Annotated in this window: 22 protein-coding genes; 10 read left to right on the top strand and 12 right to left on the bottom strand. The window is 73.5% G+C overall.

Annotation, left to right across the window (positions count from 1 at the left end):
* Positions 1-151 precede the first annotated feature (151 nt).
* Together M4D54_RS08450 and M4D54_RS08455 are read right to left on the bottom strand one after the other, a co-directional pair.
* A complete protein-coding gene (locus tag M4D54_RS08450) occupies positions 152-1,117 on the bottom strand; it encodes a hypothetical protein (protein ID WP_193866958.1) in 966 nt (321 codons plus the stop codon).
* 74 nt (positions 1,118-1,191) lie between these two features.
* The gene (locus M4D54_RS08455) at positions 1,192-1,659 is read right to left on the bottom strand and encodes a DUF3817 domain-containing protein (RefSeq protein WP_311199693.1); all 468 of its coding nucleotides are present in this window, start codon (positions 1,657-1,659) and stop codon (positions 1,192-1,194) included.
* 108 nt (positions 1,660-1,767) lie between these two features.
* Here M4D54_RS08455 and M4D54_RS08460 point away from each other — a divergent pair, with 108 nt between their 5' ends.
* Genes M4D54_RS08460 through M4D54_RS08480 form a run of 5 tightly spaced genes read left to right on the top strand, consistent with a single transcriptional unit; the run spans position 1,768 to position 5,960 of the window.
* Complete coding sequence (locus tag M4D54_RS08460; RefSeq protein ID WP_193866956.1) at positions 1,768-3,576, top strand: FAD/NAD(P)-binding domain-containing protein; 1,809 nt, start codon at positions 1,768-1,770, stop codon at positions 3,574-3,576.
* Between the two features lie 60 nt (positions 3,577-3,636).
* Positions 3,637-4,770 carry a succinyl-diaminopimelate desuccinylase gene (dapE, locus tag M4D54_RS08465; protein ID WP_259890958.1) on the top strand — a complete coding sequence of 378 codons (1,134 nt, stop codon included), beginning with the start codon at positions 3,637-3,639 and terminating at the stop codon, positions 4,768-4,770.
* A 25-nt stretch (positions 4,771-4,795) separates the two neighbouring features.
* Positions 4,796-5,530, top strand: coding sequence for a TIGR00730 family Rossman fold protein (locus tag M4D54_RS08470; RefSeq protein ID WP_193866872.1), 735 nt, complete (start codon positions 4,796-4,798; stop codon positions 5,528-5,530).
* Positions 5,527-5,730: a hypothetical protein gene (locus M4D54_RS08475; protein WP_193866873.1), complete on the top strand. Its 204-nt coding sequence runs from the start codon at positions 5,527-5,529 to the stop codon at positions 5,728-5,730. Before M4D54_RS08470 ends, M4D54_RS08475 begins: the two co-directional genes overlap by 4 nt.
* Before the next feature lie 59 nt (positions 5,731-5,789).
* Positions 5,790-5,960 (top strand): DUF3117 domain-containing protein, encoded by a 171-nt coding sequence (locus M4D54_RS08480; RefSeq protein ID WP_193866874.1) that lies wholly within the window; start codon positions 5,790-5,792, stop codon positions 5,958-5,960.
* 85 nt (positions 5,961-6,045) lie between these two features.
* On the opposite strand, the gene M4D54_RS08485 is transcribed toward M4D54_RS08480, so the two are convergent.
* Positions 6,046-6,699 carry an O-methyltransferase gene (locus M4D54_RS08485; RefSeq protein ID WP_193866875.1) on the bottom strand — a complete coding sequence of 218 codons (654 nt, stop codon included), beginning with the start codon at positions 6,697-6,699 and terminating at the stop codon, positions 6,046-6,048.
* 166 nt (positions 6,700-6,865) lie between these two features.
* On the opposite strand from M4D54_RS08485, the gene M4D54_RS08490 reads away from it, so the two are divergent.
* Positions 6,866-7,288, top strand: a complete 423-nt coding sequence (locus M4D54_RS08490; RefSeq protein WP_193866876.1) for a twin-arginine translocase TatA/TatE family subunit — start codon at positions 6,866-6,868, stop codon at positions 7,286-7,288.
* Positions 7,289-7,349: 61 nt separating this feature from the next.
* Here M4D54_RS08490 and M4D54_RS08495 read toward each other — a convergent pair whose 3' ends face one another.
* From M4D54_RS08495 to M4D54_RS08510, 4 genes are read right to left on the bottom strand one after another with little or no spacing between them, the layout of a single operon-like run.
* Entirely contained in the window at positions 7,350-8,495 is a 1,146-nt protein-coding gene (locus M4D54_RS08495; protein ID WP_259890960.1) for an Mrp/NBP35 family ATP-binding protein, read from the bottom strand.
* Positions 8,492-9,166: a DUF1003 domain-containing protein gene (locus tag M4D54_RS08500; protein ID WP_259890961.1), complete on the bottom strand. Its 675-nt coding sequence runs from the start codon at positions 9,164-9,166 to the stop codon at positions 8,492-8,494. Before M4D54_RS08500 ends, M4D54_RS08495 begins: the two co-directional genes overlap by 4 nt.
* A 2-nt stretch (positions 9,167-9,168) precedes the next feature.
* Positions 9,169-10,482 carry a magnesium transporter MgtE N-terminal domain-containing protein gene (locus M4D54_RS08505; protein ID WP_193866879.1) on the bottom strand — a complete coding sequence of 438 codons (1,314 nt, stop codon included), beginning with the start codon at positions 10,480-10,482 and terminating at the stop codon, positions 9,169-9,171.
* On the bottom strand, positions 10,479-12,041 hold the full coding sequence (locus tag M4D54_RS08510) for an aminopeptidase P family protein (protein WP_259890962.1): 1,563 nt from the start codon (positions 12,039-12,041) through the stop codon (positions 10,479-10,481). Before M4D54_RS08510 ends, M4D54_RS08505 begins: the two co-directional genes overlap by 4 nt.
* A 37-nt stretch (positions 12,042-12,078) precedes the next feature.
* Between M4D54_RS08510 and M4D54_RS08515 the strand changes: the two genes are divergently transcribed.
* Positions 12,079-12,948 carry a PHP domain-containing protein gene (locus tag M4D54_RS08515; protein WP_193866880.1) on the top strand — a complete coding sequence of 290 codons (870 nt, stop codon included), beginning with the start codon at positions 12,079-12,081 and terminating at the stop codon, positions 12,946-12,948.
* Positions 12,945-13,574 (top strand): MarC family protein, encoded by a 630-nt coding sequence (locus tag M4D54_RS08520; protein ID WP_193866881.1) that lies wholly within the window; start codon positions 12,945-12,947, stop codon positions 13,572-13,574. Before M4D54_RS08515 ends, M4D54_RS08520 begins: the two co-directional genes overlap by 4 nt.
* Before the next feature lie 61 nt (positions 13,575-13,635).
* Here the strand turns inward: M4D54_RS08520 and M4D54_RS08525 are convergent, their stop codons facing one another.
* The 4 genes from M4D54_RS08525 to M4D54_RS08540 form a co-directional block, all read right to left on the bottom strand.
* The gene (locus M4D54_RS08525) at positions 13,636-15,360 is read right to left on the bottom strand and encodes a DEAD/DEAH box helicase (protein WP_259890964.1); all 1,725 of its coding nucleotides are present in this window, start codon (positions 15,358-15,360) and stop codon (positions 13,636-13,638) included.
* Positions 15,361-15,421: 61 nt separating this feature from the next.
* Entirely contained in the window at positions 15,422-17,089 is a 1,668-nt protein-coding gene (locus M4D54_RS08530) for a metallophosphoesterase (protein ID WP_259890965.1), read from the bottom strand.
* 45 nt (positions 17,090-17,134) lie between these two features.
* Positions 17,135-17,365: a DUF3107 domain-containing protein gene (locus M4D54_RS08535; RefSeq protein ID WP_193866884.1), complete on the bottom strand. Its 231-nt coding sequence runs from the start codon at positions 17,363-17,365 to the stop codon at positions 17,135-17,137.
* 10 nt (positions 17,366-17,375) lie between these two features.
* Positions 17,376-18,029, bottom strand: a complete 654-nt coding sequence (locus M4D54_RS08540; protein ID WP_193866885.1) for a TetR/AcrR family transcriptional regulator — start codon at positions 18,027-18,029, stop codon at positions 17,376-17,378.
* A 100-nt stretch (positions 18,030-18,129) separates the two neighbouring features.
* On the opposite strand from M4D54_RS08540, the gene M4D54_RS08545 reads away from it, so the two are divergent.
* The gene (locus tag M4D54_RS08545) at positions 18,130-21,348 is read left to right on the top strand and encodes a PD-(D/E)XK nuclease family protein (RefSeq protein ID WP_228020195.1); all 3,219 of its coding nucleotides are present in this window, start codon (positions 18,130-18,132) and stop codon (positions 21,346-21,348) included.
* A complete protein-coding gene (locus tag M4D54_RS08550; protein WP_259890966.1) occupies positions 21,345-24,608 on the top strand; it encodes an ATP-dependent DNA helicase in 3,264 nt (1,087 codons plus the stop codon). Before M4D54_RS08545 ends, M4D54_RS08550 begins: the two co-directional genes overlap by 4 nt.
* On the opposite strand, the gene M4D54_RS08555 is transcribed toward M4D54_RS08550, so the two are convergent.
* Positions 24,609-25,556, bottom strand: a complete 948-nt coding sequence (locus tag M4D54_RS08555; RefSeq protein ID WP_193866886.1) for a phosphotransferase — start codon at positions 25,554-25,556, stop codon at positions 24,609-24,611.

Consider the following 25,556-nt stretch of genomic DNA (forward strand, 5'->3'; position numbering starts at 1 on the left):
GACCACCACCGCACCACACCCCCACCCTTCTGAAGGCACCGCGGGCGTCGTCAGCCAGCAGAACAGGCGACAGATGCGGGCCCGCAACGAACCCGCAACGAAAAGGGGCAGAGGCAGGGGCAGGAGGTGCAGAAGCGCGGTGGCCGCTGTGTCAGCGTTCGCGTAGCTCGTCCCGCCAGTCCATAGGCTCCTCGGACGCGTCCTCGTTCGGGGTGACCGCCCCGGTGGTCCGTGCGGGTGTGGTCCGCGTGGAGTCGGGCTCCATCGACCCGGTGCGCACCGCCGGCAGCGACTCCTCGCGCCCGGCCGACGGCCCCTCGAGCGAGTTAGGGCCGGGGCCGAACCACTGCACCGCGCGGGCGCGGCGCACGATCCGCTCCAGGCGCCGGGCGTACCAGCGGAACAGCAGCACCGACAGCAGGAACGCCACCACGCCGCCCACCAGCAGCGTCAGCCCGAGGGTGGTGTAGTCCTGCTCCGAGCGCAGCACCAGCGTGATCAGCAGCACGGCCGCGCCGGCCACCGCCGCGAGGATCCCCAGGGCGAAGAGGGACGCGGCACCCAGTGAACGCGCCAGGGATGGCCCCGCCGACTGCACCTGCAGACCGCTGCGCAGCGGGATGCCCCGCCCCAACTGCCCCGGCCGGTTCACCGCCCAGGACAGCATCGCGCGATCCCGCCGCCTGGTCGCCACCGCGCCGATCACCGCCGACGCCGCCACGGTGCTCACCAGGGCGGCCGCCAGCTCAGGAACCCCCTCCGGCGTGCTGGTCAGCCCCTGGACATCGGCCCGCATGCTCAGCAGCACGATCCCCACGAAGCATGCCAGCGCCCCCACCAGCAGCACGCCCTCCAGCACGCGCAGCGGGGTCTGGCGCGCCTCCCGTTCGGCACGCGCGGCGTCCTCCAGCTCCCCGGGCACGGGATCAGTGCCCTCCATCAGCACCACCCGGCGCTCATCGGCCAGCCGCTCCACGAAGGCATCCGGGTCGTCCACGGCCCGCAGCGAGGGTGCGTAGCGTGCCCGCTGAGCCGGCGAGAGCCACGCCGTCATCACCGCGGCATCGGCCGTGGCCCGTTCGTCCGGCAGCAGATCCGCCCGCACCAGCTCTCGCACGCGCGTCGCCGTCCGAGGAAGGGCGAAAGGACCGACCCGGCGCAGCGGATCGGGCTGCTGGTGCCGCCCCACGCTCACGCGAACCACTCCCACGGCGGGCCCGCCTGCAGCAGCAGCACGAACACGATCGTCACCACCACCACGGCGATCAGTGCCGCCGGGATGGGCCTGCGCACGGCGAACGCCGCCAGGGACTCGATCAGCCCGCGGCCGTCCTCCTGCCGCAGCCGCCACGTGTCCCCCAGCATCTGCTGCTTCTCAGCCCACCGCTCGAAGGGCACCGTCAGGTACGGCACCACCGCACTGGCCAGGCCCATCAGCACACGCCCCAGGCCCCAGCGTTGGTCCACCCCGATCAGCACCGTGGTCACGCAGTACGCCAGGAACACGAACCCGTGCAGACCGCCCGCCACGCGCACCGCCGCATCAGCAGTCTCCCCGAGCCGCAGCAGGTACTTCCCGATCATGGCGGCGATCAGCAGCGTCCAGGTGATCACCTCGGCGATCGCGACGAGACGGTACAGGCGGGGAGGGTTCCACATGCGCGACATGATCCCAGACCGGCACGCCCGCGTGCACATCGGCGGGGCCACGTTGCGCCCGGCCCACACGATGTGCACCACCCCGCAGCCGGACGCGATACTGACCGGATGACTCCTGCCGCCACCACCGACCCCGTCCGCACCGTGGCCGTCGTCGGCGCTGGGCCGCGCGGGACAGCGGTCGTCGAACGCCTGGTGGCCGCCTCGAACGCCCCGGGCTGGCAGGGCTTCGGACCGGACAGCGGCGGGCCCCTTGTCGTCCACCTGATCGACCCGTACGTCGGCATGGGCGGCTCGGTGTGGCGGCACGACCAGTCCGAGGTGCTGCTGATGAACACCACCACCTGCCAGACCACCATGTACCCGGATGCCTCGTGCCACGCCGCGCTGCCTACCACGCGCACCACCACCCTCGCCGAGCACCTCGCCGCCGAAGGGCTGGGTCCGGCCGACTTCGCCTCCCGCGCCGCCCACGGCCGCTACCTCGCCCACGTGCTGGAGACCGCTGAGGCCGACGCCGACCCCGCCCGGCTGCGGATCGTGCGCCACCGCGCCGAGGCGGTCGACGTGGCCGGCCCGCCCGACGGGCCCCAGCGGGTGCGGCTCGACGACGGCCGTGTGCTGACCGCCGACGCCGTGGCCCTGGCCCTCGGCCACCTCGCCACCGCGCCCGCACCGCGCTCCCTGCAGTACGCCGAGGCGGCGCGTCGCCACGGCCTGGTGCACCTGGGGCCGGCCAACCCCCTCAAGGTGGACTACGGGGCCCTGCTGGGCCGCGAGGCCGTGGCCGTGCAGGGCATGGGCCTGAACTTCTACGACGCTATCGGGATGCTCACCCACCTCGCCGGCGGCCGCTTCGAGGAGGCCGGCGGGCCCGATGCGCCGCCCTCGGGCCTGCGCTACCTGCCCGGCGGAGCAGAGCCGCTGCTGGTGGTCGGCTCCCGCTCCGGGATGGTGTACCGCCCCAAGCCCGACCTCAGCCCCGCCATGCCCGAGCCGTACACCCCGCAGGTGCTCACCAGCGAGCGCGTGCTCGAGCTGGCGGTGCGCCCGGCTGGCGTCGACCACGAGCGGGACGTGATGCCGCTGATGCTGGCCGAGCTGCGTCGCGCGCTGCGGGACGTCGGCGCCACCGAGCTCGCCGACGACGAGGCCATCATGCGCCTGCTGTTCCCCTTCGGTCGCCGCGGTGGCCCCATCGACCACGCCCACCAGCGCACCCGCGACGTGCTGCGGGACGCACTGCGCGCCGCCACCGCGCCCGATCCGGCCTGGCTGGCGGTGTACCGGGCACTGATCGCCCTGCGCATCCAGGTGAACCGCCTCCAGGACCTCGGCGCCTACACCACCGAGTCCGTGCGCGCCGACATCGACGGCCACCTGCGCAACGCCTTCGCCTCCTGGGCCTCCGGGCCGCCCGTTCAGCGGGTGCGGCAGCTGCTGGCACTGGAGGAGGCCGGCCTGGTGCGCTTCATCGGCCCCGGCATGCGCATCGACATCGACGAGCAGGCCGGGCGCTTCCTGGTCCACGCCGGCACCGGCACCGCCACCGACCCTGCCGTGCGGTGCGACGGCGTGCTGGAGGCTCATCTGCCGGCGGTGGACCTGCCCGCCTACCGCTCCTCCCTGATCGGCGCCTGGCGCGAGCGAGGAGAGGTGCAGAAGGACTCCTGGGCCTCCCGCGGCTCCCGGCGCCGGGTGCCGACCGGATCGATCGCGGTGGAGGGACTGTACGCGCCCATCGGCACCGACGGCACCGTGTACGAGAGGCGACTGCTGATCGGGGTGCCCGTCACCACCGCCCAGCCCGGCTCCGCGATCACCGCCGAGCCCGGCACCGGCGCCCAGCTGCTGCGACACGCCGAAGCGGTCGCCCTGCGGCTGGCCCGGGCCGGGGGAGCACTGCCCCGGGCCTGAGCACGGCGGCCCCGCACCATCGGCGAGCCCGGAAGGGAGGATCCCTGGCACGATGGAGCCATGCCTGCTCACACCGCCCCCGCGCCTGCGCACACCACCCCCGAGCTCGACCCCCGCGCCGACATCGTCGAGCTGACCGCCGCCTTCGTCGACATCGAGTCCGTCTCCGGCAACGAGCGCGCCCTGGCCGACGCCGTCGAGCAGGCCCTGCGCGCCCACGCCCCGCACCTCGAGGTGATCCGCGACGGCGACACCGTGATCGCCCGCACCCACCGCGTGCTGGATCAGCGGGTGGTGCTCGCCGGGCACCTCGACACCGTGCCCGTGGCCGACAACCTCCCCTCCGCGCGCCGCACCCGCGAGGGCCGCGAGGAGCTGGTGGGGCGCGGCACCTGCGACATGAAGGGCGGGGTGGCCGTGCTGCTGAAGCTGGCCGTGGAGGCCGACGCCGCCCCCATGGACCTCACCTGGATCTTCTACGACCATGAGGAGGTCGCCGCGGCCGACAACTCCCTCACCCGCATCGCCGCCGAGCACCCCGAGTACCTCGCCGGGGACTTCGCGATCCTCGGCGAGCCCACCTCCGCCGGGGTCGAGGGCGGCTGCAAGGGCACCATGAAGCTCGCCGTCACCACCCGCGGTATCGCCGCGCACTCCGCCCGAGACTGGGTGGGGGACAACGCCGTCCACAAGCTCGCCCCCGTGCTCGAGCGGCTGGCCGCCTACGAGGCGCGCCGCGCCGTCATCGACGGGCTCGAGTTCCGCGAGGCACTCAACGCCGTCGGCATCAGCGGCGGCATCGCCGGCAACGTGATCCCCGATCGCGCCCGCATCGACGTCAACTACCGCTTCGCTCCCGACACCACCATCGAGCAGGCCGAGGCGCATGTGCGCGAGGTGCTGGCCGGCCTCGATGTCGACATCGAGGTGTTCGACGCCGCCGCCGGCGCCCTTCCCGGGCTGGACACGGCGCCCGCCCGCGCCTTCCTGGAGGCCCTCGGCCAGGACGTGCGGGTCGATGCCAAGCAGGGCTGGACCGACGTGTCCCGCTTCGCCGCCCTGGGCACCCCCGCCGTCAACTTCGGCCCCGGGGACCCGCTGCTGGCCCACACCGATGACGAGCACGTCCCGATCGAGGATCTGCACGCCTCTCTCGCCGCCCTGCGGCGCTTCCTGACCTCGACAGCCGGCTGACGGGGCGGGCCGTTACGCTTCCCCCATGAATCCGGAACGAGATCCGCACCGCAAGGGCCCCGTGACCCTCCGCGGCAGCCAGCGTCCCACCACCACCGCCGACCAGCGCCTGCTGGAGAAGGGCGGCTCGGCCGACTGGGTCCACTCCGACCCCTGGCGAGTGATGCGCATCCAGGCCGAGTTCGTCGAGGGCTTCGGGGCGCTCGCGGAGCTGGGCCCGGCGTTCTCCATCTTCGGTTCCGCCCGGGTGCGGGAGGGCCACCCGGACTACGAGTGCGCCCGCCAGATCGCGCGCGGCATCGTGGACATGGGGTACTCCGTGATCACCGGCGGTGGCCCCGGCATCATGGAGGCCGGCAACCGAGGTGCCCGCGAGGCCGGCGGCGTCTCCGTGGGGCTCGGCATCGAGCTGCCCCACGAGCAGGGCCTGAACGAGTACGTCGACCTCGGGGTCGACTTCCGGTACTTCTTCGTCCGCAAGACGATGTTCGTGAAGTACTCCAGCGGGTTCATCGTGATGCCCGGCGGCTTCGGCACCTTCGACGAGCTGTTCGAGGCGCTGTGCCTGATGCAGACCCACAAGATCGAGATGTTCCCCGTCGTGCTGGTGGGCCGCTCCTACTGGCAGGGCCTGATCGACTGGCTCTCCGGCGCGGTCGCCGACGGCCGCATGATCGCCCCGACCGACGTGGACCTGATGCGCGTGGTGGACACCCCCGAGGAGGCCCTCGCGGTGCTGCAGGAGTTCACCGGCCGATGACCGCTGTCAGCCCCATGGTGCTGCTCCTGCTGGGCGTCGCCGCTCTGGTGGCGGTGCTGATGGTGCTGGTCGCCACGGGCCGCCTGGGGCAGGGGATCGACCTGCCCCGCAGGCCCCGCGGCCCCCGTCGGCGGCGACGGCGGGCGGCCGCTTCCGGGACCGCTCAGGTCGATCGCGCGGGACCAGGTGCCGAGACCTGAGATAATGGGCGGGTACGCGCGCTGACTGCCAGGGTCAGCGACATCTAGAGGAGGACACCATGGCTGCTATGAAGCCGCGCACCGGAGACGGTCCGCTCGAGGTCGTGGAGGAGAGCCGCAGCATCATCATGCGGGTCCCGCTCGAGGGGGGCGGCCGACTGGTCGTCGAGATCGACGCGTCGGAGGCCGCGGCTCTGCGCGACGCCCTCGAGGGCGTCATCAAGGCCTGAGGCACCAGCCCGGACGAACGGCCCTGCACCACGAGGTGCGGGGCCGTCGTGCATCCCGGTGGCGGCGCTGATCAGGCGTGAGGTGTCAGGGACGCAGCACCGCCGCCAGCACGCCGTCGCCGCTGCCGGTCAGCGCGGAGACCAGGTCCTCGGACTCCGCGACCGCCCGCAGCACCGCCCGCACCGACTGGGTGGTGGCATCACGTGCGGCCGGGTCCGCCACCCGGTCGTGGTAGAGGGCGTGCGGGATCACCAGCACGCCGCCCGGGCGCAGCAGTCGCCGGGCATGCTCCAGCAGGTCCAGGGCGTGCGGCAGGTGTGCTGGGAAGCTCACCAGGTCGTAGGCGTGATCGGTGAGGCGCCCGATCACCTCGCGCGGGTTCCCGGCGATGGTCCGCACCCGCGGAGAGCGGATCTGCGCCTCTGCGAAGGACTCGCGGGCCGCACGCTGGTTCTCCACCTCAGGGTCGATGGTGGTGAGCACGCCGTCGGGGTGCATGCCCGAGAGCAGGTACAGCGACCCCACGCCGCTGCCGGTGCCGATCTCCACCGCAGCACGGGCGTTGACCGAGGCCGCCAGCAGGCGCATCAGCGCGCCCGCGCCCGGCAGCACCGGGGGAGCGCCCAGCTCGTGACCGCGCTCACGGGCACGCGCGAGCACGCCCTCGTCGGCGAAGAGCTCGGTCTCCTCGACGAACTCCTCGGCGTGGGCCCAGCCGGCCACTTTTCCCGATGCCATCGGTGTCTCCTCCATTCGGGGACGGATCAGCTCAGGGTACGTCAGGCGCGGCGTCCCTCGCGCACCGGGGGGCCAGTCGCCTCTGCCATAATGAACCGGCAGTATCGCGCCGCACGGGCGTGAGCGAGCGAGGTCGGCGCAGCGCCGGCCGGGAACGGGTGGCAGCGTGAGCTTTCTGGGTCTGAGCGGTTGGGAGCCCCTCGTCCTGCTGCTGATCTTCCTGATCATCATCGGCCCGCAGCGACTGCCCGAGTACACCCGCAACATCGTGCGCTGGGTGCGCGATGTGCGCCGCTGGGTGGAGGACTCCCGCGCCACGGTCGAGGACGAGATGGGCATCGCCATCGACGACCTGCGCAAGTACGATCCGCGCCAGTACGATCCGCGCCGCATCATCCGCGAGGCCTGGGGCGACACCGACATCGAGGACATCCTGCCCTCCAAGGAGGCCATGAGCGTGGCCGGTGGCGCGACCGCCGGGGCGGCCGTCTCCCGCAGCAGCTCCCGCAGCTCCAAGGGCGGCGGCTCGAAGAAGGCGACGAAGAACGAGGGCCCGAAGCGGGCGCCCTTCGACCCCGAGGCCACCTGAGACCCCGTGCCCACCTGAGCTCCCGTGGCCACCTGAGCGCCCGGTGCACGGTCCCCGGGGCTCAGCGCCCTCCGGAGACCGACAGCGGCAGCTTCATCCCTCCCAGCCCGCGCGGCTGATGCGTCAGGGCACGCGCGATGCGGATCAGTTCCGCCGCTGCCGGGGAGTCGGGATCCGACAGCACCAGCGGCACGCCCGCATCCGCGCCCTCGCGCAGTGCTGGCTCCAGCGCCACCCGGCCCAGCACCGGCACCGGGTGCTTCACGGCACCGGCGAGGGTCTGCGCCACCCGGTCCCCGCCGCCGCGGCCGAACACGTCCATCACCGTGCCGTCCGGCAGCGTGAGCCCGGCCATGTTCTCCACCACCCCGGCGATCTCCTGGCCCGTCGCCGTCGCGAGTGACCCCACGCGCTCGGCGACCGCGGCGGCGGACTGCTGCGGGGTGGTCACCACCAGCATCTTCGCCCCCGGCAGCAGCTGCGCCACCGAGATCGCCACATCACCGGTGCCCGGAGGCAGATCCAGCAGCAGCACGTCCAGGTCGCCCCAGTAGACGTCCGAGGCGAACTGCTCGATCGCTCGGTGCATCTTCGGGCCGCGCCACACCACCGCCTGCCCCTCCGGCACGAACATGCCGATGCTCATCACCGCCACGCCGTGCGCCTGCGGCGGCATCAGCAGGTCCGAGACCTTGGTGGGCTGCTCGGTGATGCCGAACATGCCGGGCATCGAGAAGCCGTGGATGTCCGCGTCGATCACCCCTACCCGCAGCCCCTGCGCGGCCATCGCCGCGGCCAGGTTCGCGGTCACGGTGGACTTGCCCACCCCACCCTTGCCGGAGGACACAGCGAAGATGCGGGTGAGCGAGCCCTCCTTGTTGAAGGGGATCTGGCGGCGGCCCTGCCGCAGGCGCGAGGTGAGCTCGCGGCGCTGCTCCTCGCTCATCGCCCGGGAGTCCACCTCCACCCGTGACAGGCCCGGCACGGTGGCAGCGGCCTCGGCCGTCTCCCGCTCGATGCGGTCCCGCATGGGGCAGCCCTCGATGGTCACCAGCACCTGCACCCGGGCCACGCCCTCGGCGTCCACGGTGATCTCGTCGACCATCCCCAGGTCCGTGATGGGCTGGTGGATCTCGGGATCCATCACCCCGCCGAGCGCCTCGCGGATCTTCTCGACGCGCTCGTCATGGGAGTGCTGCGTGGTCACGGCTGCTCGGGCTCCTCAGGGGCGGTGTGGGTGGAGGGGGCGGTGTGGGTGGAGGGGGCGGAGGGGGTCGGCGCGGCGGAAGGGGTCGACTGTGCAGAGGGGGCGGCGCCGGAGCGCTCCGCGAGGGCCGCCGTGACCTCCTCGCGCAGCACGGCGCGCAGCTGCGCGAGGTCCTGCTGCTCCCGTTCGCGGCCCTCCTCGAGCTCCTCGAGCAGGTCCCGCAGCTCGCTGCGGACGTAGTCGCGGGTGGCCACGTCGTTCAGGGCGATGCGCAGCGAGGCGATCTCCCGGGTGATGAAGTCGGTGGTGGCGTGATTGCGCTCGTTGGACTGGCGGTCCTGCTCGGCCTGCACGCGGTCGCGGTCGTCCTGCCGGTTCTGCGCCAGCAGCAGCAGGGGAGCGGCGTAGGAGGCCTGCAGCGACAGGATCAGCGTGAGCAGCGTGAAGTTCAGCGCCCGCGGATCGAACTGGGCCGACTCCGGCATCACCGAGTTCCAGGTCAGCCACACCGCGCAGAAGATCGTCATGCCCACCAGGAAGGCGGGCGTGCCCATCATCCGCGCGAAGGCCTCCGCGCCGCGACCGAAGGCGTCGCCGCGCAGGGGGTTGTGCCAGCGCGGGGAGCGGCGGGGCGAGGGATCGTCGAGAGGGGGAGGGGTGTGCTCGGCCATGGTCACGTCCTCTCGGTTCCGCGCGCGATCTCGGACAGGTCGATCTGACCGGTGGTGACGGGGGGCTCGTCCTGCTCACGCCAGTCGTCCGGCAGCACGTGGTCCAGCACGTCGTCCACCGTGACCGCCCCCAGCAGGTGGCCGTTCTCGTCCACCACCGGGATCGACACCAGGTTGTAGGTGGCCATCTCGCGGGTGACCTCCGACAGCGGGCTCGACGGGGAGACCACCACGCGGTCGGAGTCCAGGATCTCTCCCACCGAGCGGTCCGGCCGCTCCCGCAGCAGCAGCTGGAAGTGGACGATGCCCAGCAGGCGCCCCGTCGGGGTCTCCAGCGGTGCACGGCACACGTGCACCGTGGAGGCCAGTGCCGCATGCACCTCCTCGCGGCTGATCATCGCCAGGCAGTGCGCCACCGAGGTCTCCGGGGCCACGATCAGCGGCTCCGTGGTCATCATGCCGCCGGCGGTGTACACGTCGTAGGCGAGCAGACGACGGACGTCCTCCGCCTCCTCCGGCTCCATCAGGTCCAGCAGGCTCTCGGCCACCGCATCCGGCAGCTCCTGCATCAGGTCCGCGGCATCATCGGGGTCCATCTCGTCCAGCACGTCCGCGGCGCGCTTGGCCTCCAGCCCGGTGATCATCTCCACCCGGGTGTCCTCGGGCAGCTCCTCCAGCACGTCCGCGAGTCGCTCGTCGGCCAGCTCCCCGGCCAGCTCGATGCGCCGCTTGGCGTCCAGCTCCTGCATGATCTCCGCGAGGTCCGCGGGATTGAGGTCCTGGTAGGAGGCCGCCAGCAGCGCGGCGGACTGCTCCGCCTGCGTGCCGTACAGCCCGGTCACCTCGGACACCCCCACGGTGAGGGTCTCCCCGCGGGACATCAGGCGGCTCAGCGAGCCACCCTTGCGTAGCCGGCGCACGTGCAGGCGGGACAGCTCCCACTCGCGCTGCCGGTTGCGGTCCAGGGCGATGTCCTCCACCGTGGCCTCACCGGAGCCATCGTTAAGGGTCACCACGCGGTCCAGCAGATCCCCGATCACCAGCAGCTCCCCGGCCCGCTTCTCGAAGCGGCGCACGTTCAGCAGGCCCGTGGAGATCACCTGGCCGGGATTGATGGAGGTGACCCGGGTGATCGGCAGGAACACCCGGCGCTTGCCGCCCACCTCCACCACGAAGCCCACCGCGCGGGCCGAGGTGCGCGGCTGGGGGACCACCACCACGTCGCGGATCTTCGCCACCGCGTCCCCGAGGGGATCGAAGACGGCGGTGCCGGCGAGACGGGCGGCGTAGAAGCGCTGGTGCGGGTTGGAGCTCACGGCTTCAGCGTAGCCATCCAGGCCTCGATCTCCTCGGCCCGACGGGGCAGTGCGATCGAGAGGTTCTCCACTCCGTCCTCGGTGACCAGGACGTCGTCCTCGATGCGCACACCGATGCCGCGCAGCTCCTCGGGGACCAGCAGGTCGTTCTCCTTGAAGTACAGGCCCGGCTCGATCGTGAACACCATGCCCGGGACCAGTTCGGCATCGAGGTACATCTCGCGCCGCGCCTTCGCGCAGTCGTGCACGTCCATGCCCAGGTGGTGGCTGGTGCCGTGCACCATCCAGCGCCGGTGCCACTGACCCTCCGGGGACAGCGACTCCTCGGCCGAGCCCGGCAGCAGCCCCCAGCCCTCCAGATGTCGGGCCACCACGTCCATCGCGGTGGCGTGCAGATCACGGAACCGCAGCCCGGGGCGAGCGACCGCGAACACCGCATCGGCCGCCTCCAGCACGGCGTCGTAGACCTTGCGCTGGGTCGGGGTGAAGGTGCCGGAGACCGGCAGGGTGCGAGTGACATCCGCCGTGTACAGGGAGTCCACCTCCACGCCGGCGTCGATCAGCACCAGCTCGCCCTCCTGCACGGCGCCGTCGTTGCGGATCCAGTGCAGGGTGCAGGCGTGGTCGCCGGCGGCGGCGATGGTGTCATACCCCACCCCGTTGCCGTCGGCCCGGGCGGTGCGGGCGAACACCCCCTCGATCACGCGCTCGCCGCGGCGGTGGCCCACCGCCTCGGGCAGGTGGCGCACCACGTCCTCGAAACCGCGGATGGTGGCATCGACCGCCTCGCGCATCTGAGCGATCTCATAGGCGTCCTTGACCAGGCGCTGCTCGCTGGACACCTCCTGGAGGCGGTCGAACTCGCGGCGGGCGTCCTCCCCGCCGGGGAGCCCGTTCTGCTCACGGATCTCCTGGACCATCTCCTCCACGGCTGCGTCCACCTGCGGCATCACCGACAGGGAGAGGCTCGCGCCGACGTCCTTGGCCAGGTGGTCGCGCAGCTCGTCGATGTGCCGCACCTCGATGCCCAGGCGCTGGGAGGCCTCCGCGAGGGTGGGGCGGCGCCCCACCCACATCTCCCCGTAGCGGGAGTCCGCGTAGAACTCCGTCGAGTCGAAGCCGGCGCGCGGCCGGAAGAAGTAGGTGGCCTCGGCGACGGCAGGATCCTCGGCCGAGGGCTCCACCACCAGCACGCTGTCGGGCTCCTCGTCGGTGCCCAGGCCCGTGTAGTAGGCGAAGGCGGTGTCCGGACGGAAGGGGTAGTCGGTGTCGTTGGAGCGCACCTTCAGCACGCCCGCGGGCAGCACCAGGCGAGTGCCGGGGATCGCCTGCACCAGGGCGTCGCGGCGGGCCGGGGTGTGCGCGGCGGCCTCGAGACGCTCCGCGTCGGGGACCGTCTCGTCCCAACCGGAGGCGATGAACTCGCGGAAGGCCTCGCTGGTGGGTCGCTGCGAGCGGGTGTCGCCGCGCGAGGAGAGCTCCTCGGGGCTGGTGCCGCGCTCCTGGGGCGTCGTGGTGCTGAGGGGGCTGTCTGTGCTGTGGGGGTTCTCGTTGCTCACCCTCCGATACTCTCACGAGGCGCACTACGCTGGCCGTATGCCCGCTCACCCCGCCCGCATCGACCTCCATGCGCATTCCAGCTGGTCCGACGGCACCCAGAGCGTCCACGAGCTGTGGTCACAGGCGGCTCAGGAGGGCCTGTCGGCGCTCGCCCTGACCGACCACGACACGGTGGCCGGCTGGCAGGAGCTGCCCGAGGCCGTCGCGCGCACGGGAGTCGTCGCGGTCCCCGGGATCGAGGTCTCCGCCGAGCACGAGCGCCTCAGCGTGCACGTGCTCGCCCTGCTGGTGGACCCCTCCCCGCACACCGACCTGGCGCGCGAGCTGGACCGCGCTCGCCGCTCCCGCACCGAGCGGGCCGAGCGCATGGTGGAGGCCATCTCCGCCGACCACCCGATCACCTGGCAGGACGTGCGGGCCCAGGTGGCGGGGGAGACCACCACCGTGGGGCGCCCCCACATCGCCGACGCGCTCATCAGCAGCGGCGTGGTGCGCGACCGCGCCGAGGCCTTCGAGCAGATCCTGCACCCCTCCGGGCCCTACTACGTGCGCTACTACGCCCCCGCCCCGACCGTCGCGGTCAGAGCGATCCTGGACGCCGGCGGGGTCCCGGTCCTCGCCCATCCCGGCTCCGTCTCCCGCGACGGCGAGCTGCCCCTGGGCCTGCTGGAGGCCATGGTGGCGGCGGGCCTGGCGGGCCTGGAGGTGGACCACCGCGAGCACGACCCGGGCACCCGGGCGCGACTGCGCGACTTCGCCCGCGCCCACCGGCTCCTGATCACCGGCGGCAGCGATTACCATGGCGCGGGCAAACCCAACCGGCTCGGGGAGAACCTCACGCAGCCGCATGTACTGGACGCGATCGCCCATCGCGCCACGAGCACCACAGAGGTCATCCGTCCGTGAACATGGTCGATCTGAGCTTCCTCACGGGAGTCTTCGTCACCCTCTTCGTCATCATCGACCCCCCGGGCATCGTCCCCATCTTCCTGTCGCTGACCAGCACCATGACCGCGAAGCAGCGGTCGCGGGCCGCCATGGTCGCGGTCGGTGTGGCCGTGCTGATCATCGGGGTTTTCGCCCTGTTCGGCCGGTTCATCCTGGACTACATGCACATCTCCCTGCCCGCCCTGCAGTTCTCCGGCGGCCTGCTGCTGCTGATCGTGGCCCTGCAGCTGCTGGCGGGCATGGAGGGGGAGATGGCCTCGAGCGACGGCGTGAACGTCGCACTGGTGCCCCTGGGCACCCCGCTTCTGGGCGGGCCCGGCGCGATCGTGGCGATGATGCTGTTCGTGGAGGAGGCCAGTGGTGAGGGTCCCAAGATCATCGCCCTGGTGATCGCCATGATCCTGATGACCGCGGCCATGTACCTGACGATGCGGTTCTCCGACCTGGTGGCGCGGGTGCTGGGCCAGGGCGGGGTCACCCTGGTCACCCGCATCTCCGGGGTGCTGCTGGCCGCGATCTCCACCCAGATGATCTTCGACGCCGTGCGCTCGTTTCTCGTGGACTGGGGCCTGGTCGCGGGCTGATGCAGAGAACCGGGACCCTCGGCAGCGCGAGGATCCCGGTTCTCAGGCGCGGTTCGTCGGGTCAGGACTCCTGCGCGGGAGCCTCCGCGCCGGTGCTGCTGCCGCCGGCGCTGCCGCCACCGCTGCGGCCACGGCCCCGGCCGCCGCGCGAGCGGCGCCGACGGGGTCGGCCGCTGCCCTGCTTCTCCTCGTCGCGCGCGGTCGAGCCCTCGGCCCTCTGCTCGCGCTTCTGCTCGCCGCCGGTGGTCTCGCTGGAGACGACCTCCCCGTCGACCCGACGGGTGCGCGAACGGCTGCGCTTGCGGCGCGGACGCTCGGAGGGATCGACGGTGCGCTCCGAGAGCACCTCGTCGTCGCGGGAGCGGACGCCCTCACGCCCGCCCCGGCCTCCGCGCCCGCCGCGGTCCCCGCGATCGCCGCGGACCGGCTCACGACCGCCCAGGTCCTCCAGCTTCTCCGCCTTCAGCCCGGCGCGGGTGCGCTGCTCCTTGGGCAGGGTGCCCTTGACTCCCTCGGGGATGTCGAGGTCGCTGAACAGGTGCTCCGAGGTGGAGTAGGTCTCCACCGCCTCGGTGGACTCCAGACCCAACTGCCGGGCGATCAGTGCCCAGCGCGCCAGGTCCTCCCAGTCCACGAAGGTGATCGCGGTGCCCTTCTTGCCGGCGCGGCCGGTGCGGCCGGTGCGGTGCAGGTACGTCTTGTCGTCGTCCGGGCAGTTCCAGTTGACCACGTGCGTGACGTCGTCCACGTCGATGCCGCGAGCGGCGACATCGGTGGCCACCAGCACATCGATCTTGCCGTTGCGGAAGGCCCGCAGGGCCTGCTCACGGGCGCCCTGACCCAGGTCGCCGTGGAGCGGAGCGGCCGCGAAGCCGCGCGCGGCCAGATCCTCCGCCACCCGGTCCGCCTGGCGCTTGGTGCGCATGAAGATGATCGTCAGGCCGCGGCCGCGGGCCTGCAGCACGCGGGCCATCACCTCGATCTTGTCCAGCTGGTGGGCGCGGTAGACGACCTGCTTGATGTCGGCCTTGGTGCGGGAGAGATCCCCCGGGTCGTGGGCGCGGATGTGGGTGGGCTGGACCATGAAGCGGCGGGCCAGCGCCAGGATCGGCCCCGGCATGGTGGCGGAGAACAGCATGGTCTGGCGCTGCGTGGGCACCGCCTGCAGCAGCTTCTCGATGTCCTCCAGGAAGCCCAGGTCCAGCATCTCGTCGGCCTCGTCCAGCACCGCCACCCGCACCTGCGAGAGGTCCAGGTACTTCTGGCGCATCAGGTCGATCAGACGGCCCGGAGTGCCCACCACCACGTCGACGCCCCGGGTGAGGGCCTCGATCTGGGGCTCGTAGGCGCGACCGCCGTACACGGTGAGGATGCGCACCGTGCGCGTGGCGGAGGCGTCCTGGAGGTCCTCGGCCACCTGCACCGCGAGCTCGCGGGTGGGCAGCACCACCAGGGCCTGCGGCTTGCCGGTCTGGCGGCCCTCGGGATCGTCCTCACCGGGGGAGACCACGGACTGCAACAGCGGTATGCCGAAGCCCAGGGTCTTGCCGGTGCCCGTCTTGGCCTGGCCGATGATGTCGCGACCGCGCAGGGCCACCGGCAGGGTCATGGCCTGGATTGGGAAGGGATGGACGATCCCCTTGGAGGACAGGGCCTCGATGATGTCGGATCGGACGTCGAAGTCCGCGAAGGTCTGCTCCGTGAGGGGATCCGGGGTGCCGGAGCTCTGCTCGACGGCGGGGGAGGCCGACACGGCCTCGTCGGTGTGCGGGGTGGATTCAGGCACCGTTCAACTCTCTGGTCATGGAATATGCCCTTGCATCGTAGCCCCGACCGGCCCGGGGACGTCAGCCCTCGCCGCCGTCGCTGCCCTCGGGCATCGGCACGGAGGGATCGGTGGGGGTCACGCGCTCCTCGTCGGGCAGGCCCTCGCCGGGCTCGATGTCGAGATCGGTGGGCGTGGGCGTGGGCGGTGCCTCGGCGTCCTCGGGGATCTCGAGCGCGGGCGCCTCGGCAGGCATCTGGGTGCGCTGCACCGAGATCGACACCAGGCCCAGGCCGCCCATCACGATGTCGTCGTAGGCCACCAGGCGACGGGTCTCCGCATCGAAGTAGAGCAGTCGCGCGGTGAGGTCCAGCGGCTCACCGCCGTCCAGCACGGGGCGCACACCGCCGGATCCCAGCGCCCCGCCGGTCGAGCCGACGATCATCCAGTCGGTGCCCGAGCCGTCGCGGTCCAGCTCCACCGAGGAGGTGTGCATGTGGCCCGACAGCACCAGCGGCACGCGCCCCTCGAGCCCCTCGGGCTGCGTGGGATCGTGCACCAGGGCCAGGTCCACCGTGGTCTCCGGGTTCGCCTCGTCGTGGGCGACGATGGTCTCGCCCAGCTGGAACACGGAGGACTGCACCGCTGCATCGCCCTCGCGCCAGCCGCCGGCATCGGAGTCGTCGTCGGCCGCGAAGCGGGGGTCGCCGACCCCGGCGATGCGCAGGCCCGCGACCTCCACGATCTCGTTCTCCAGCACGATCCCGTTGGGCTGGTCCGCCACGGTGGCGGCTGTGACCGAGCTGTCGTGGTTGCCGGCGATGTACACGTACGGCACGTCCAGGTCGCCGATGGCGCTGAGCAGGTCGTGCTCGAAGGGGGTGCCCCAGGAGACGATGTCGCCGGTGTCGATCACCGCGTCGATGTCGAACTGGCCGTTCAGCTGCTCGATCACGTCGAAGGCCTGCGGGTTGTCGTGGATGTCCGAGACGTGCAGCACTGTGATCAGGTCCTGGGACCCGATGCCGGGGGAGAGGGAGTCGGCCGCGATGTACAGCGCGGAGACCTGCCCCACGAACTCGGCCAGCGTGTCGCGGTAGCCGCTGTAGTCCGCCAGGGCGCCCTGCCCCACGTCCGCCACGTACGCCGCCTGGGAGAGCAGGCCCTCGAAGCGCGGCTGGTATAGGGAGTCGGGCCGGAATGTCAGGGACACCGCGCCCACCGAGGCGGCGACCACGGCCACCGCACTGCCGGCGGCCAGCACGGAGCGCCGCAGCCGGCGGAAGGTGAGCCCCACCGCCAGACCCGCTCCCACCGCCCCGAACAGGGCGTTCAGCGCTGCGTTGCGCGCGGCGGCACCGGTGAGGTCCTCCGGCACGGTGCGGGTGAGTTCCGCGCGGGCCTCGGAGGACCACAGCAGCTGCTCGGCCTGCTCCGTGTCCACCCCCTGCACTCGGGCCTCCACCCGCACCGGCGCGGTGTGGGTGTCGAAGGCCACCTCACCCACCGGCGGCAGCAGGATGACGGTGTCGGACTCCAGGGAGGGGCGCAGGTGCACCGTCGCGATCAGCGGACCGACGTCCACTTTCGTGGGAGGGACCAGCAGCACGCCCACCACCGCGCCCAGCAGGGCCACCACCGTGGTGGCGGTGATGTGGGCCAGGCGCGCGCTGCGCAGGCGACGCCGCCGCCGCTTCGGGGCGTCCTCGACCGGGGCGTCCTCGACCGGGGAGTCCGGTTCCACGGGCACGGCGCGGCTCATGGGGAGGCGAGCAAGCGGGGATCGGGAGGGCGGTCAGCCCAGGAAGCCGACGCGGCGCGGCTCCTCGGTGGAGATCTCCGCGTAGGCCACCTTCCCACCGGGGATCAGCACGCTGCGGCCCTTGACGTCGCGCAGGGTGACCGGAGCGCCCTCCGCCATCGCGGTGGACAGCGTCTCGAGCAGGCCGGCGTGGTCCTGCTCGGCGTCGTCCGTCTCGATCACGATCTCGCGGGGGGAGTGCTGGATGCCGATGCGAATCTCCATGGCCCGGAGTCTATCGGCCGGTCCCTGGGTGCGAGGCATCGGCCGCGGGGGAGACCGTCCCGGCCACCGAGGCGTCGGGGCGGGGCTCGAAGCCGGTGAGCCCGTGCACGGCCAGGACCGTGACGGTGTCCAGGATCTGCCCGCGGTCGGGCTCGGCAGCGCCGTCCAGCATCGCGGCGGTGCTCTGCGTCAGGGAGATCATCGCGCGACCGATCACTCGCGCCTGCTCGTCGGTCATGCTGCGGGCGGCCAGCAGCACCGTGGCCAGTGACACCGCCATCTCGTCCAGCACCCCGGAGACCCGTGCGGAGATCTGCTCCGAGACCTGCTCGTGCCCGGTGAACAGCCGCAGCGCGGACTGTTCGGTGACCAACTGGTAGAAACCCCCCAGACCGGCTCGCACCCGCTCGAGCGTGGTGCCCTCGAAGTCGGCGAGCTCCGCGATGCCCTCGATCAGGCGCTGCCCGGTCACCTTCACCACCTCGTCGTAGAGGTCCTCCTTGGAGGCGAAGTGCTGGTAGAGGACGGGCTTGGTGACGCCCGCGGCCGTGGCGATGTCGTCCATGGACGTGGCGTGGAAGCCGTTCTGGGTGAACATCGGGATCGCGGTCTCCAGCAGCTGGGTACGACGCTGCTCGCGCGGCATCCGGGCCGAGGGTGACATGGGGCGACCTCCGAGTGACGCGTGTGATGCGAGGCACCTGAGCGGTGGTCGGCCACCATACTCCGCCTCGCTCGTCGCACCCATGCGGTGCAATGGATCCATGCAGAACGCCCCCGCCCGCCCCGGCCCCGATGGTATGGGGGCCGGTGCGCTCACCCTGCTGGGGCCCGACCCGTCAGCGGTGCCCCCGGTGCTGCCCCTGGAGCAGCTGGCTCCCGCACAGGCCACCGCGGCGGACCACGTGAGGGAGGGCCGCCATGTGCTCGCCCACGGTGGCCCCGCCACCGGGCGCACGGCCCTGGCCCTCAGCGCCGCAGCCGCTCTCTCCCAGGAGCACGGCGGCGAGGTGCTGCTGATGGCTCCTCGCCGGGCCACCGCCGCCCACCTGCGCGATGCCCTGGCCGCGCACGGCACCCCCGGTGTGCGGGTGGCCACCCCTGCGGCCCTGGGGTACTCCGTGCTGCGCGCCGCCGCCCTGGCCGCCGGCCGCGGTGAGCCCTCCCTGGTCACCGGTGCGGAGCAGGACGCCCTGCTGGCCGACCTCATCGCCGCCCGCACTGCATGGCACCTCGAGGTGGAGCCCGCCGCACGCACCCTGCCGGGCTTCCGCACGGAGCTGCGGGACGTCCTGGCCCGCGCTGCCGAGCTCGGGCTCGGCCCGGCCGGCCTCGAGCGGCTCGGCCTCGAGCACGACCGGCCGGCCTGGCGCGATGCCGCGGCGGTGCTGCGGGACTACCTGGGCGTGCTGGACCTCGAATCCGCCGCCGCCCTCGATGCCGGCCCCCGACTCGACGCCGGCTCCCTGGTGCGCCGCGCCGCCCGCCTGGTGAGCGAGGGGACCGTCTCGCCCCCGGCACGGGCCGTCGTCGTCGACGACGCACAGGACCTCACCGCCGCCGGCATCGCCCTGGTCGTGGCGCTGGCCGCCACCGGGGCATCGGTGCTCGCCACCAGCTGCCCGGATGCCGCCGTGGACACCTTCCGCGGGGCCCTGCCGGATGCCGCCGCGCGCCTGCGCGAGCAGCTGCCCGGGCTCGTGCACGAGGTGGTGCTGGCCGGTGCCCACCGCGTCGATGCCCGCATCGTCGATGCCGCCGCGGCCCTGCGCTGGCGGCTCCCGCTGGCCGGGGCGCCCGCTGCCACCCGCCGACGCGAGGCACCGCCGTCCCGGGCCGGTGCCGACGGGCAGCGGGGCGGCGTCCAGGCCCTGCGCGCCTCGGACCGGGCCGAGGAGGCCCACCTCATCGCCTCCGCGCTGCGGGACCTGCACCACCGCGAGCAGATCCCCTACGACCGGATGGCCGTGGTGTGCCGTTCGGGCGCCGCCGTCGCCGAGCTCGCCGATCTGCTCACCCGCACCGGCCTGCCCGTGCGCACACCGCGCCGCCCCCGCCCGCTGCGCGAGGAGCCCGTGGTCCAGGACCTGCTGCGACTGGTCGAGATCGGTGCGACCGGCGTGGAGCAGATCGACCCGCTGACCGCCACTGCGCTGCTGCACGGCCCCTTCGGCGACGCCGACGCCCTGCGTCTGCGCCGCATCCGCCGCCTCCTGCTGCAGGCCGCACCCGCCGAGGACTCCGCCGGCGAGCACGCCGACAGCCAGCAGCTGCTGGCGCGTGCACTGCTGCACTCGGACGTCCCCGGGCTGCCCGCCCCGGACGCTCGCGGCCGCACCGCCGCCCCGGTGCACCGGATCCGGGCCATGATCACCGCCGCCCGCGAGCACCGCGAGGGCAGCGCGGCCGAGGTCCTGTGGGCGGCCTGGGACGCCTCCGGCCTGGCCACAGGGTGGCGCGCCGCCGCTCTCGGTGCGCGCCACGGGTCCGAGGGTGCCCGTGCCCGCCTGGCCGGCAGCCGCCTGGACGCCCTGCTGGAGCTGTTCGCCGCCGCCGAGCGCCTCACCGACAGGCGACCCGGCGCCCGGCCCCTGGACCTGATCGAGCAGGTGCGCTCCCAGGCCGTGGTCGAGGACACTCTCGCGCCGTCGGCCGCTCCCCGGGGCAGCGTCGAGGTGCTCACCCCCGCCCAGATCGCCGGCCGGCACCGCGAGGCGGTGGTGCTGGCCCGCCTGCAGGAAGGCGTGTGGCCTGACCTGCGTCTGCGCTCCACCCTGCTGGGCGCCGTCGAGCTCTCCCTGCTGGCCGGAGGGCGCGCCGGCTCCCAGCTGCCGCAGGACCCGGAGGCCCTGCGCGCCGTGCAGCGCGAACAGGTGATCGCCGATGAGCTGCGCCTGGCGGTCAGCGCCCTGGGCCGTGCCCGCCGCCACGTCCTGGTCACCGCCGTCGAGGACGACGACCACACCCCGTCGGCCCTGTTCGACGTGCTGGAGGACATCGCCGAGGGCGACTGGCTCGACCTCGAGGCCCTGCGCGCGGACCCGGGGCCCGCCCCGGACCCCCGCCGCCTGGTGGCCGCCCTCAGGCGGGCGCTGCACCACCCCGACCCGGAACGCGCTCGAGACGCCGCCCTGGCCCTGGCGGCCCTCGGTGCGGCCGGGGCGCCCGGAGCCCAGCCGGAGCAGTGGTACCACCAGCAGCCCAGCTCCACCGCGCCGCTGCAGGAGCCCGGGGCGCCCATCCGCCTCTCGCCCTCCGCCCTCGAGCGCGCCGACGACTGTCCCCAGTCCTGGCTGATGGAGCGCGCCGGTGGCTCCCGCGGCTCCGGGCCGGCCCAGAGCATCGGCACCGCCCTGCACCGCCTGGCCCAGGACCATCCCCGCGGTGGGCAGGACCTCCTGGAGCAGCTGCACTCCCTGCTGCGGGACTTGCCCGGTGCCGACACCTGGTCCGGCCGCCGCCGCGTGCGGCGCGCGGAGGACGCCGCACAGCTGCTCGCCGCCCACCTGGCCGCCTCCCCGCCCCCGCTCGCCGTCGAGGCGCCCTTCGAGGTCGCACTGGGCCCGGTGCTGCTGCGCGGCACCGTGGACCGCATCGAGGGGGATACGGGAACCATCCGCGTGGTGGACCTCAAGACCGGCCGCGTCGCCAAGACCGCCAAGGCCACCGAGCAGGACCTGCAGCTGGCCGCCTACCAGGCGGCCGTGCGCGAGGGAGCGCTCGCCGATCAGCTGGGCCCCGATGCGCCCCGGCACCTCGCCGGTGCCCAGCTGGTGCACGTCGGCACCGGGGGCCGCACGGCCGCGGTGCGCACCCAGCAGGCGCTCACCCGCGCCGAGGACCCGGCCTGGTTCGACACCGTCGTGCACCAGGTGGCCGCCGACGTCTCCGGGGCCCGGGTGATCGCGCGCCTGAACTCCCACTGCACCCGCTGCGCGGTGCGCTCCTCCTGCCCCCTGCAGCCCGAGGGGGCGCAGCTGTGAACACCCCTCTGTCCGCCGCCCGCCTGGCAGCCCTGCTCGAGCAGCCGCCCCCCACCGCGGAGCAGACCGCCGTGATCGAGGCGCCCCTGGCCCCCATGCTGGTGGTGGCCGGGGCCGGCTCCGGCAAGACGGAGACCATGGCCTCCCGGGTGGTGTGGCTGATCGCGAACGCCCACGTGCAGCCCCGCCAGGTGCTGGGCCTGACCTTCACCCGCAAGGCCGCCCACGAGCTGTCGGCCCGCATCGCCGCCCGCCTGGGGGCGCTGGCCGACGCCCTGCGCGCCGAGGGACTGCCCCTGCCGCCCGGCCTCGAGCGCGGGGGCGACGACCTGGTGGGCCAGCGCCCCGTGGTCCACACCTACAACGGCTTCGCCCTGGACCTGGTGCGCGAGCACGCCCTCGCCCTCGGCGTGGACCCGGACCTCACCATGATGTCCACCTCCGCCTCCTGGCAGCTGGCCCACGGCATCGTCGAGTCCTGGGACGATTCCCTGGACGTGGAGGCCTCCCCGGCCACCCTCACCGCCGCCCTGATCTCCCTGACCTCCTCCCTCGCCGACCATCTCGTGACCCCCCAGCAGCTGCGCGAGCACCTCGAGCAGATCCGCGACCACCTCACGGGGATCCCGCTGCAGGTGGAGGGACGGCGCCGCACCACCCCGAAGAAGGTGGCCGCCGCGCTCGACTCGATCGAGACCAGGCTGGCCCTGGTGCCGCTGCTGGAGCGCTTCGCGGCGGTGCGCCGGGAGCGCGGCGCCCTCGACTTCGCCGACCAGGTGTCCCTGGCCGCCCGCATCGCCCGCGAGGTCCCCGCCGCCGGCCGCCTGGCACGGCGCATGCACCGCGTGGTGCTGCTGGACGAGTTCCAGGACACCTCCGTGGCACAGCTGCGGATGCTCACCGACCTGTTCGGGCCCGGCCACCCCGCCTGCGCGGTGGGCGACCCGCAGCAGGCGATCTACGGCTGGCGCGGCGCCTCGGCCGCTTCCCTGGCCGGCTTCGCCGAGGCCTTCGCGACCCAGCAGCAGCCCGTCGCCCAGCGCACCCTGTCCACCTCCTGGCGCAACGACCAGGCGGTGCTCGAGGTCGCCAACCGCCTGGCCGGCCCGCTTCGGGCGGCAGGGGAGGGCATCACCATCCCGCAGCTCGAGGCACGACCCGGGGCCGGGGAGGGCGCGGTGGAGATCTGCGAGGCCGCCGACGAGCGCGCCGAGGCTCGCGCCGTCGCCGACTGGATCCAGCGCCGCCGCGCCGAGTCCCCCGCGGACGAGATGCCCAGCGCGGCCGTGCTGGTGCGGGCCCGCCGCCAGATCCCCGCCCTGGTCGAGGGACTGGAGGAGGCCGGGCTCGCGGTCGAGGTGGTGGGCCTGGGGGGCCTGCTGCACCGCCCCGAGGTGGCCGATGTGCGGGCCCTGCTGCAGTGCGCCCACGACCCCACCCGCGGGGATGCCCTGATGCGCCTGCTCACCGGGCCGCGGTTCCGCCTCGGCGCCCGCGACCTGGCCGTGCTGGGCAGGTGGCGGGACCGCCTCGCGCCCGGCCGCCGCTCCGGCGGCGACGAGGCCGAGGAGGTGTCCCTGGTGGACGCCGTCGACGACCTCCCGCCGGAGGGCTGGACCGACCCGGAGGGCCGCGTGCTCAGCACCGTCGGCCGGGGGCGGCTGCTCCAGGTGCAGGCCCTGCTGCGGAGCATCCGCCGGCTGCTGCCGCTGCCCCTGCCGGACCTCATCACCGCCGCCGTGCACGCCCTCGAGGTGGACCTGGCCCTGCTGGAGCAGGACAGCGGCGGGCGCGCCCTGGCGGACCTGGAGGCCCTGCGCGAGCACGCCTCCTCCTTCGAGCGCACCGCCCAGCACGCGGGCCTGGCCGCCTACCTGGACCTGCTGGAGATCAGCGAGGACGAGGAGGCGGGCCTCGCCGTGACCGCCCCGCCCGAGCACACCCGTGACCCGCACGCCGTGACCGTGGTGACCATGCACTCCGCCAAGGGGCTGGAATGGGACCTGGTGGCGGTGGCCGGGCTCACCGAGGGCACCGTGCCCTCCTACGACCTGCGGCGGGCGCGCACGGACGAGACCGGCCGGGTGCGAGTGGCGGCCAGCGGCTGGCTGGGCCCCACCGCGACCGCCTCCGTGCCCACCGGGCTGCGCGGCGATGCGCACACCCTGCCCGAGCTCGCCTGGGCCCAGGCCGACACCCAGGTCGACGCCGAGGCGCTGATCGAGCAGTTCCAGTTCGACCAGGGCGAGGAGTCCCTGCGGGAGGACCGCCGGCTCATGTACGTGGCCGTCACCCGTGCCCGCCGGCGCCTGCTGCTCAGCTCCGCCGCCTGGCGCACCGGCCTTGCCACTGCCCGGCCCCGCTCCCGCTACCTCGCCGAGGTCGCCCCCCTGGTGCCCGAGCCGTTCCGCCGGCGGCAGGAGGTGCCCGAGCAGAACCCTCTGGACTCCGTGCAGCAGCAGGCCCCGTGGCCGCCCGCCCCCGGGCCCGCCGAGCAGAGGCGGGACCGTGCCGAGGATCTGCTGCACGCCGCCCAGCACGAGGCGCCGGGCGTGCAGCTGCGCGACGAGCGCCTCGCCGAGACCGTGCGCCGCACCCTCGCGGACCTGCGCGACCAGCAGGCCCGGCCCGTCGTGCACTCCCCGCCGCGGCTGTCGGCCTCCCAGGTGGTGCGGCAGGCGCAGGACCCGACCGCCGCTGCCCAGGACCTGCTGCGCCCCCTGCCCCGACGCCCCTCCGCCGCGGCCCGCCGGGGCACCGCCTTCCATGCCTGGCTGGAGGGCCGCTACGAGGGCGCCGCTCTGCTGGACCTCGAGGACCTCGCGGAGCTGACCGAGGACCTGGTGGAGGAGACCGAGGGCAGCGAGGACGCCACCGCGCTGCGTGAGGCCTTCGCCGCCTCCGAATGGGCTGGGCGCACCCCGATCGCGGTGGAGCAGCCGGTGCTGACCCGCGTGGGCGGCATCGCGGTGCGCGGCATCATCGACGCGGTCTTCGCCGACCCCGAGGGCACCGACGGCAGCGGCGATGCGGGGGGAGTGATCATCGTGGACTGGAAGACGGGCCGCACCCCCGCACCCTCACGCCTGCGGGACATGGCCCTGCAGCTGTCGCTGTACCGACTGGCCTGGCACGAGCGCACCGGGCTGCCGCTGGGACGGATCCGCACCGCCTTCCACTTCGTGCCCGACGGCACCACGCACGAGGTGCGGCGCCACCCCTCGGCGCAGACGATCGCGCAGATGCTGACGGGGAGGTGATCAGCCCTGCAGGCCGTCGTAGGTGCGCTCGGCCTCTTCGCGGGCCAGCTGCGCCAGATCCCGGTCGAGATCCTCGATCATGCCGCGGGCGTCCGAGACGATCGTCTCGTCGCCGGTGTCCAGGCCGTGCAGCAGCCACTCCAGCACCGCGAACTCGCCCAGCGCCTGCGCCCGCTCCACCAGGCGCGGATGGCTCGCGGTGGGCAGCTCCTCGCGGTAGGCCGCGTACAGCTCGTCGAACAGCTCCGGCTCCAGGGTGGAGATCAGCCACGCCAGGTCCGAGGCGGGATCGGCCACCCGCGCGGAGGACCAGTCCTGCACCGCGCTGATCCGGTCCCCCGAGCCGAACAGGTTCTCCTCGCTCATGTCGCCGTGGACGAACTGCGGGGTGAAGTCCCACAGCTCCTCATCGGCCAGCAGATGCTCCCAGCGCTGCGCCACGGCCGCGGGAAGGTGGCCGCCCTGCTGGGCGCGGCGCAGGTGCTCGGCGTGCTGGGCGCGCAGCGCGGGGGCGGTGAACGACTCCACCCCCGCGGCCTCCGCCGCGTAGCGGGGAACGGTGTGGATGCGGGCGATCACCACGCCCAGGGAGCGTGCCAGGGCCGAGGAGGAGGTGAGGTCCTCCAGCATCAGGGGACGCCCGGCCGGGGCCTGGCTGATCACCGCCCGGCCGCCCTCGGGCAGCTTCACGAAGCCCAGCACCGGGGGGACCACTCCGCGCAGGGGGGAGCCGGTGAGCGCGTCGGCCACCCGCAGGTCCTTCTCCAGGCGCAGCCCGGCCGCGGTCGAGGCGGGGGAGGAGACCACCACGCGACGGGCGTCCTCACCGACCACGCCGGCCACGTCGAGATCCTCGGCCGGGGTGGCGATCGGGGTGGTCCGCACCGGGACGAGCCCGGGGACCGCCGCCGCGGCGAGCGCTGCGAGGGAGTAGGAGTTGCGATGCAC

It is taken from the genome of Brachybacterium sp. p3-SID1565 (assembly GCF_025143785.1).
GTDB lineage: Bacteria > Actinomycetota > Actinomycetes > Actinomycetales > Dermabacteraceae > Brachybacterium > Brachybacterium epidermidis.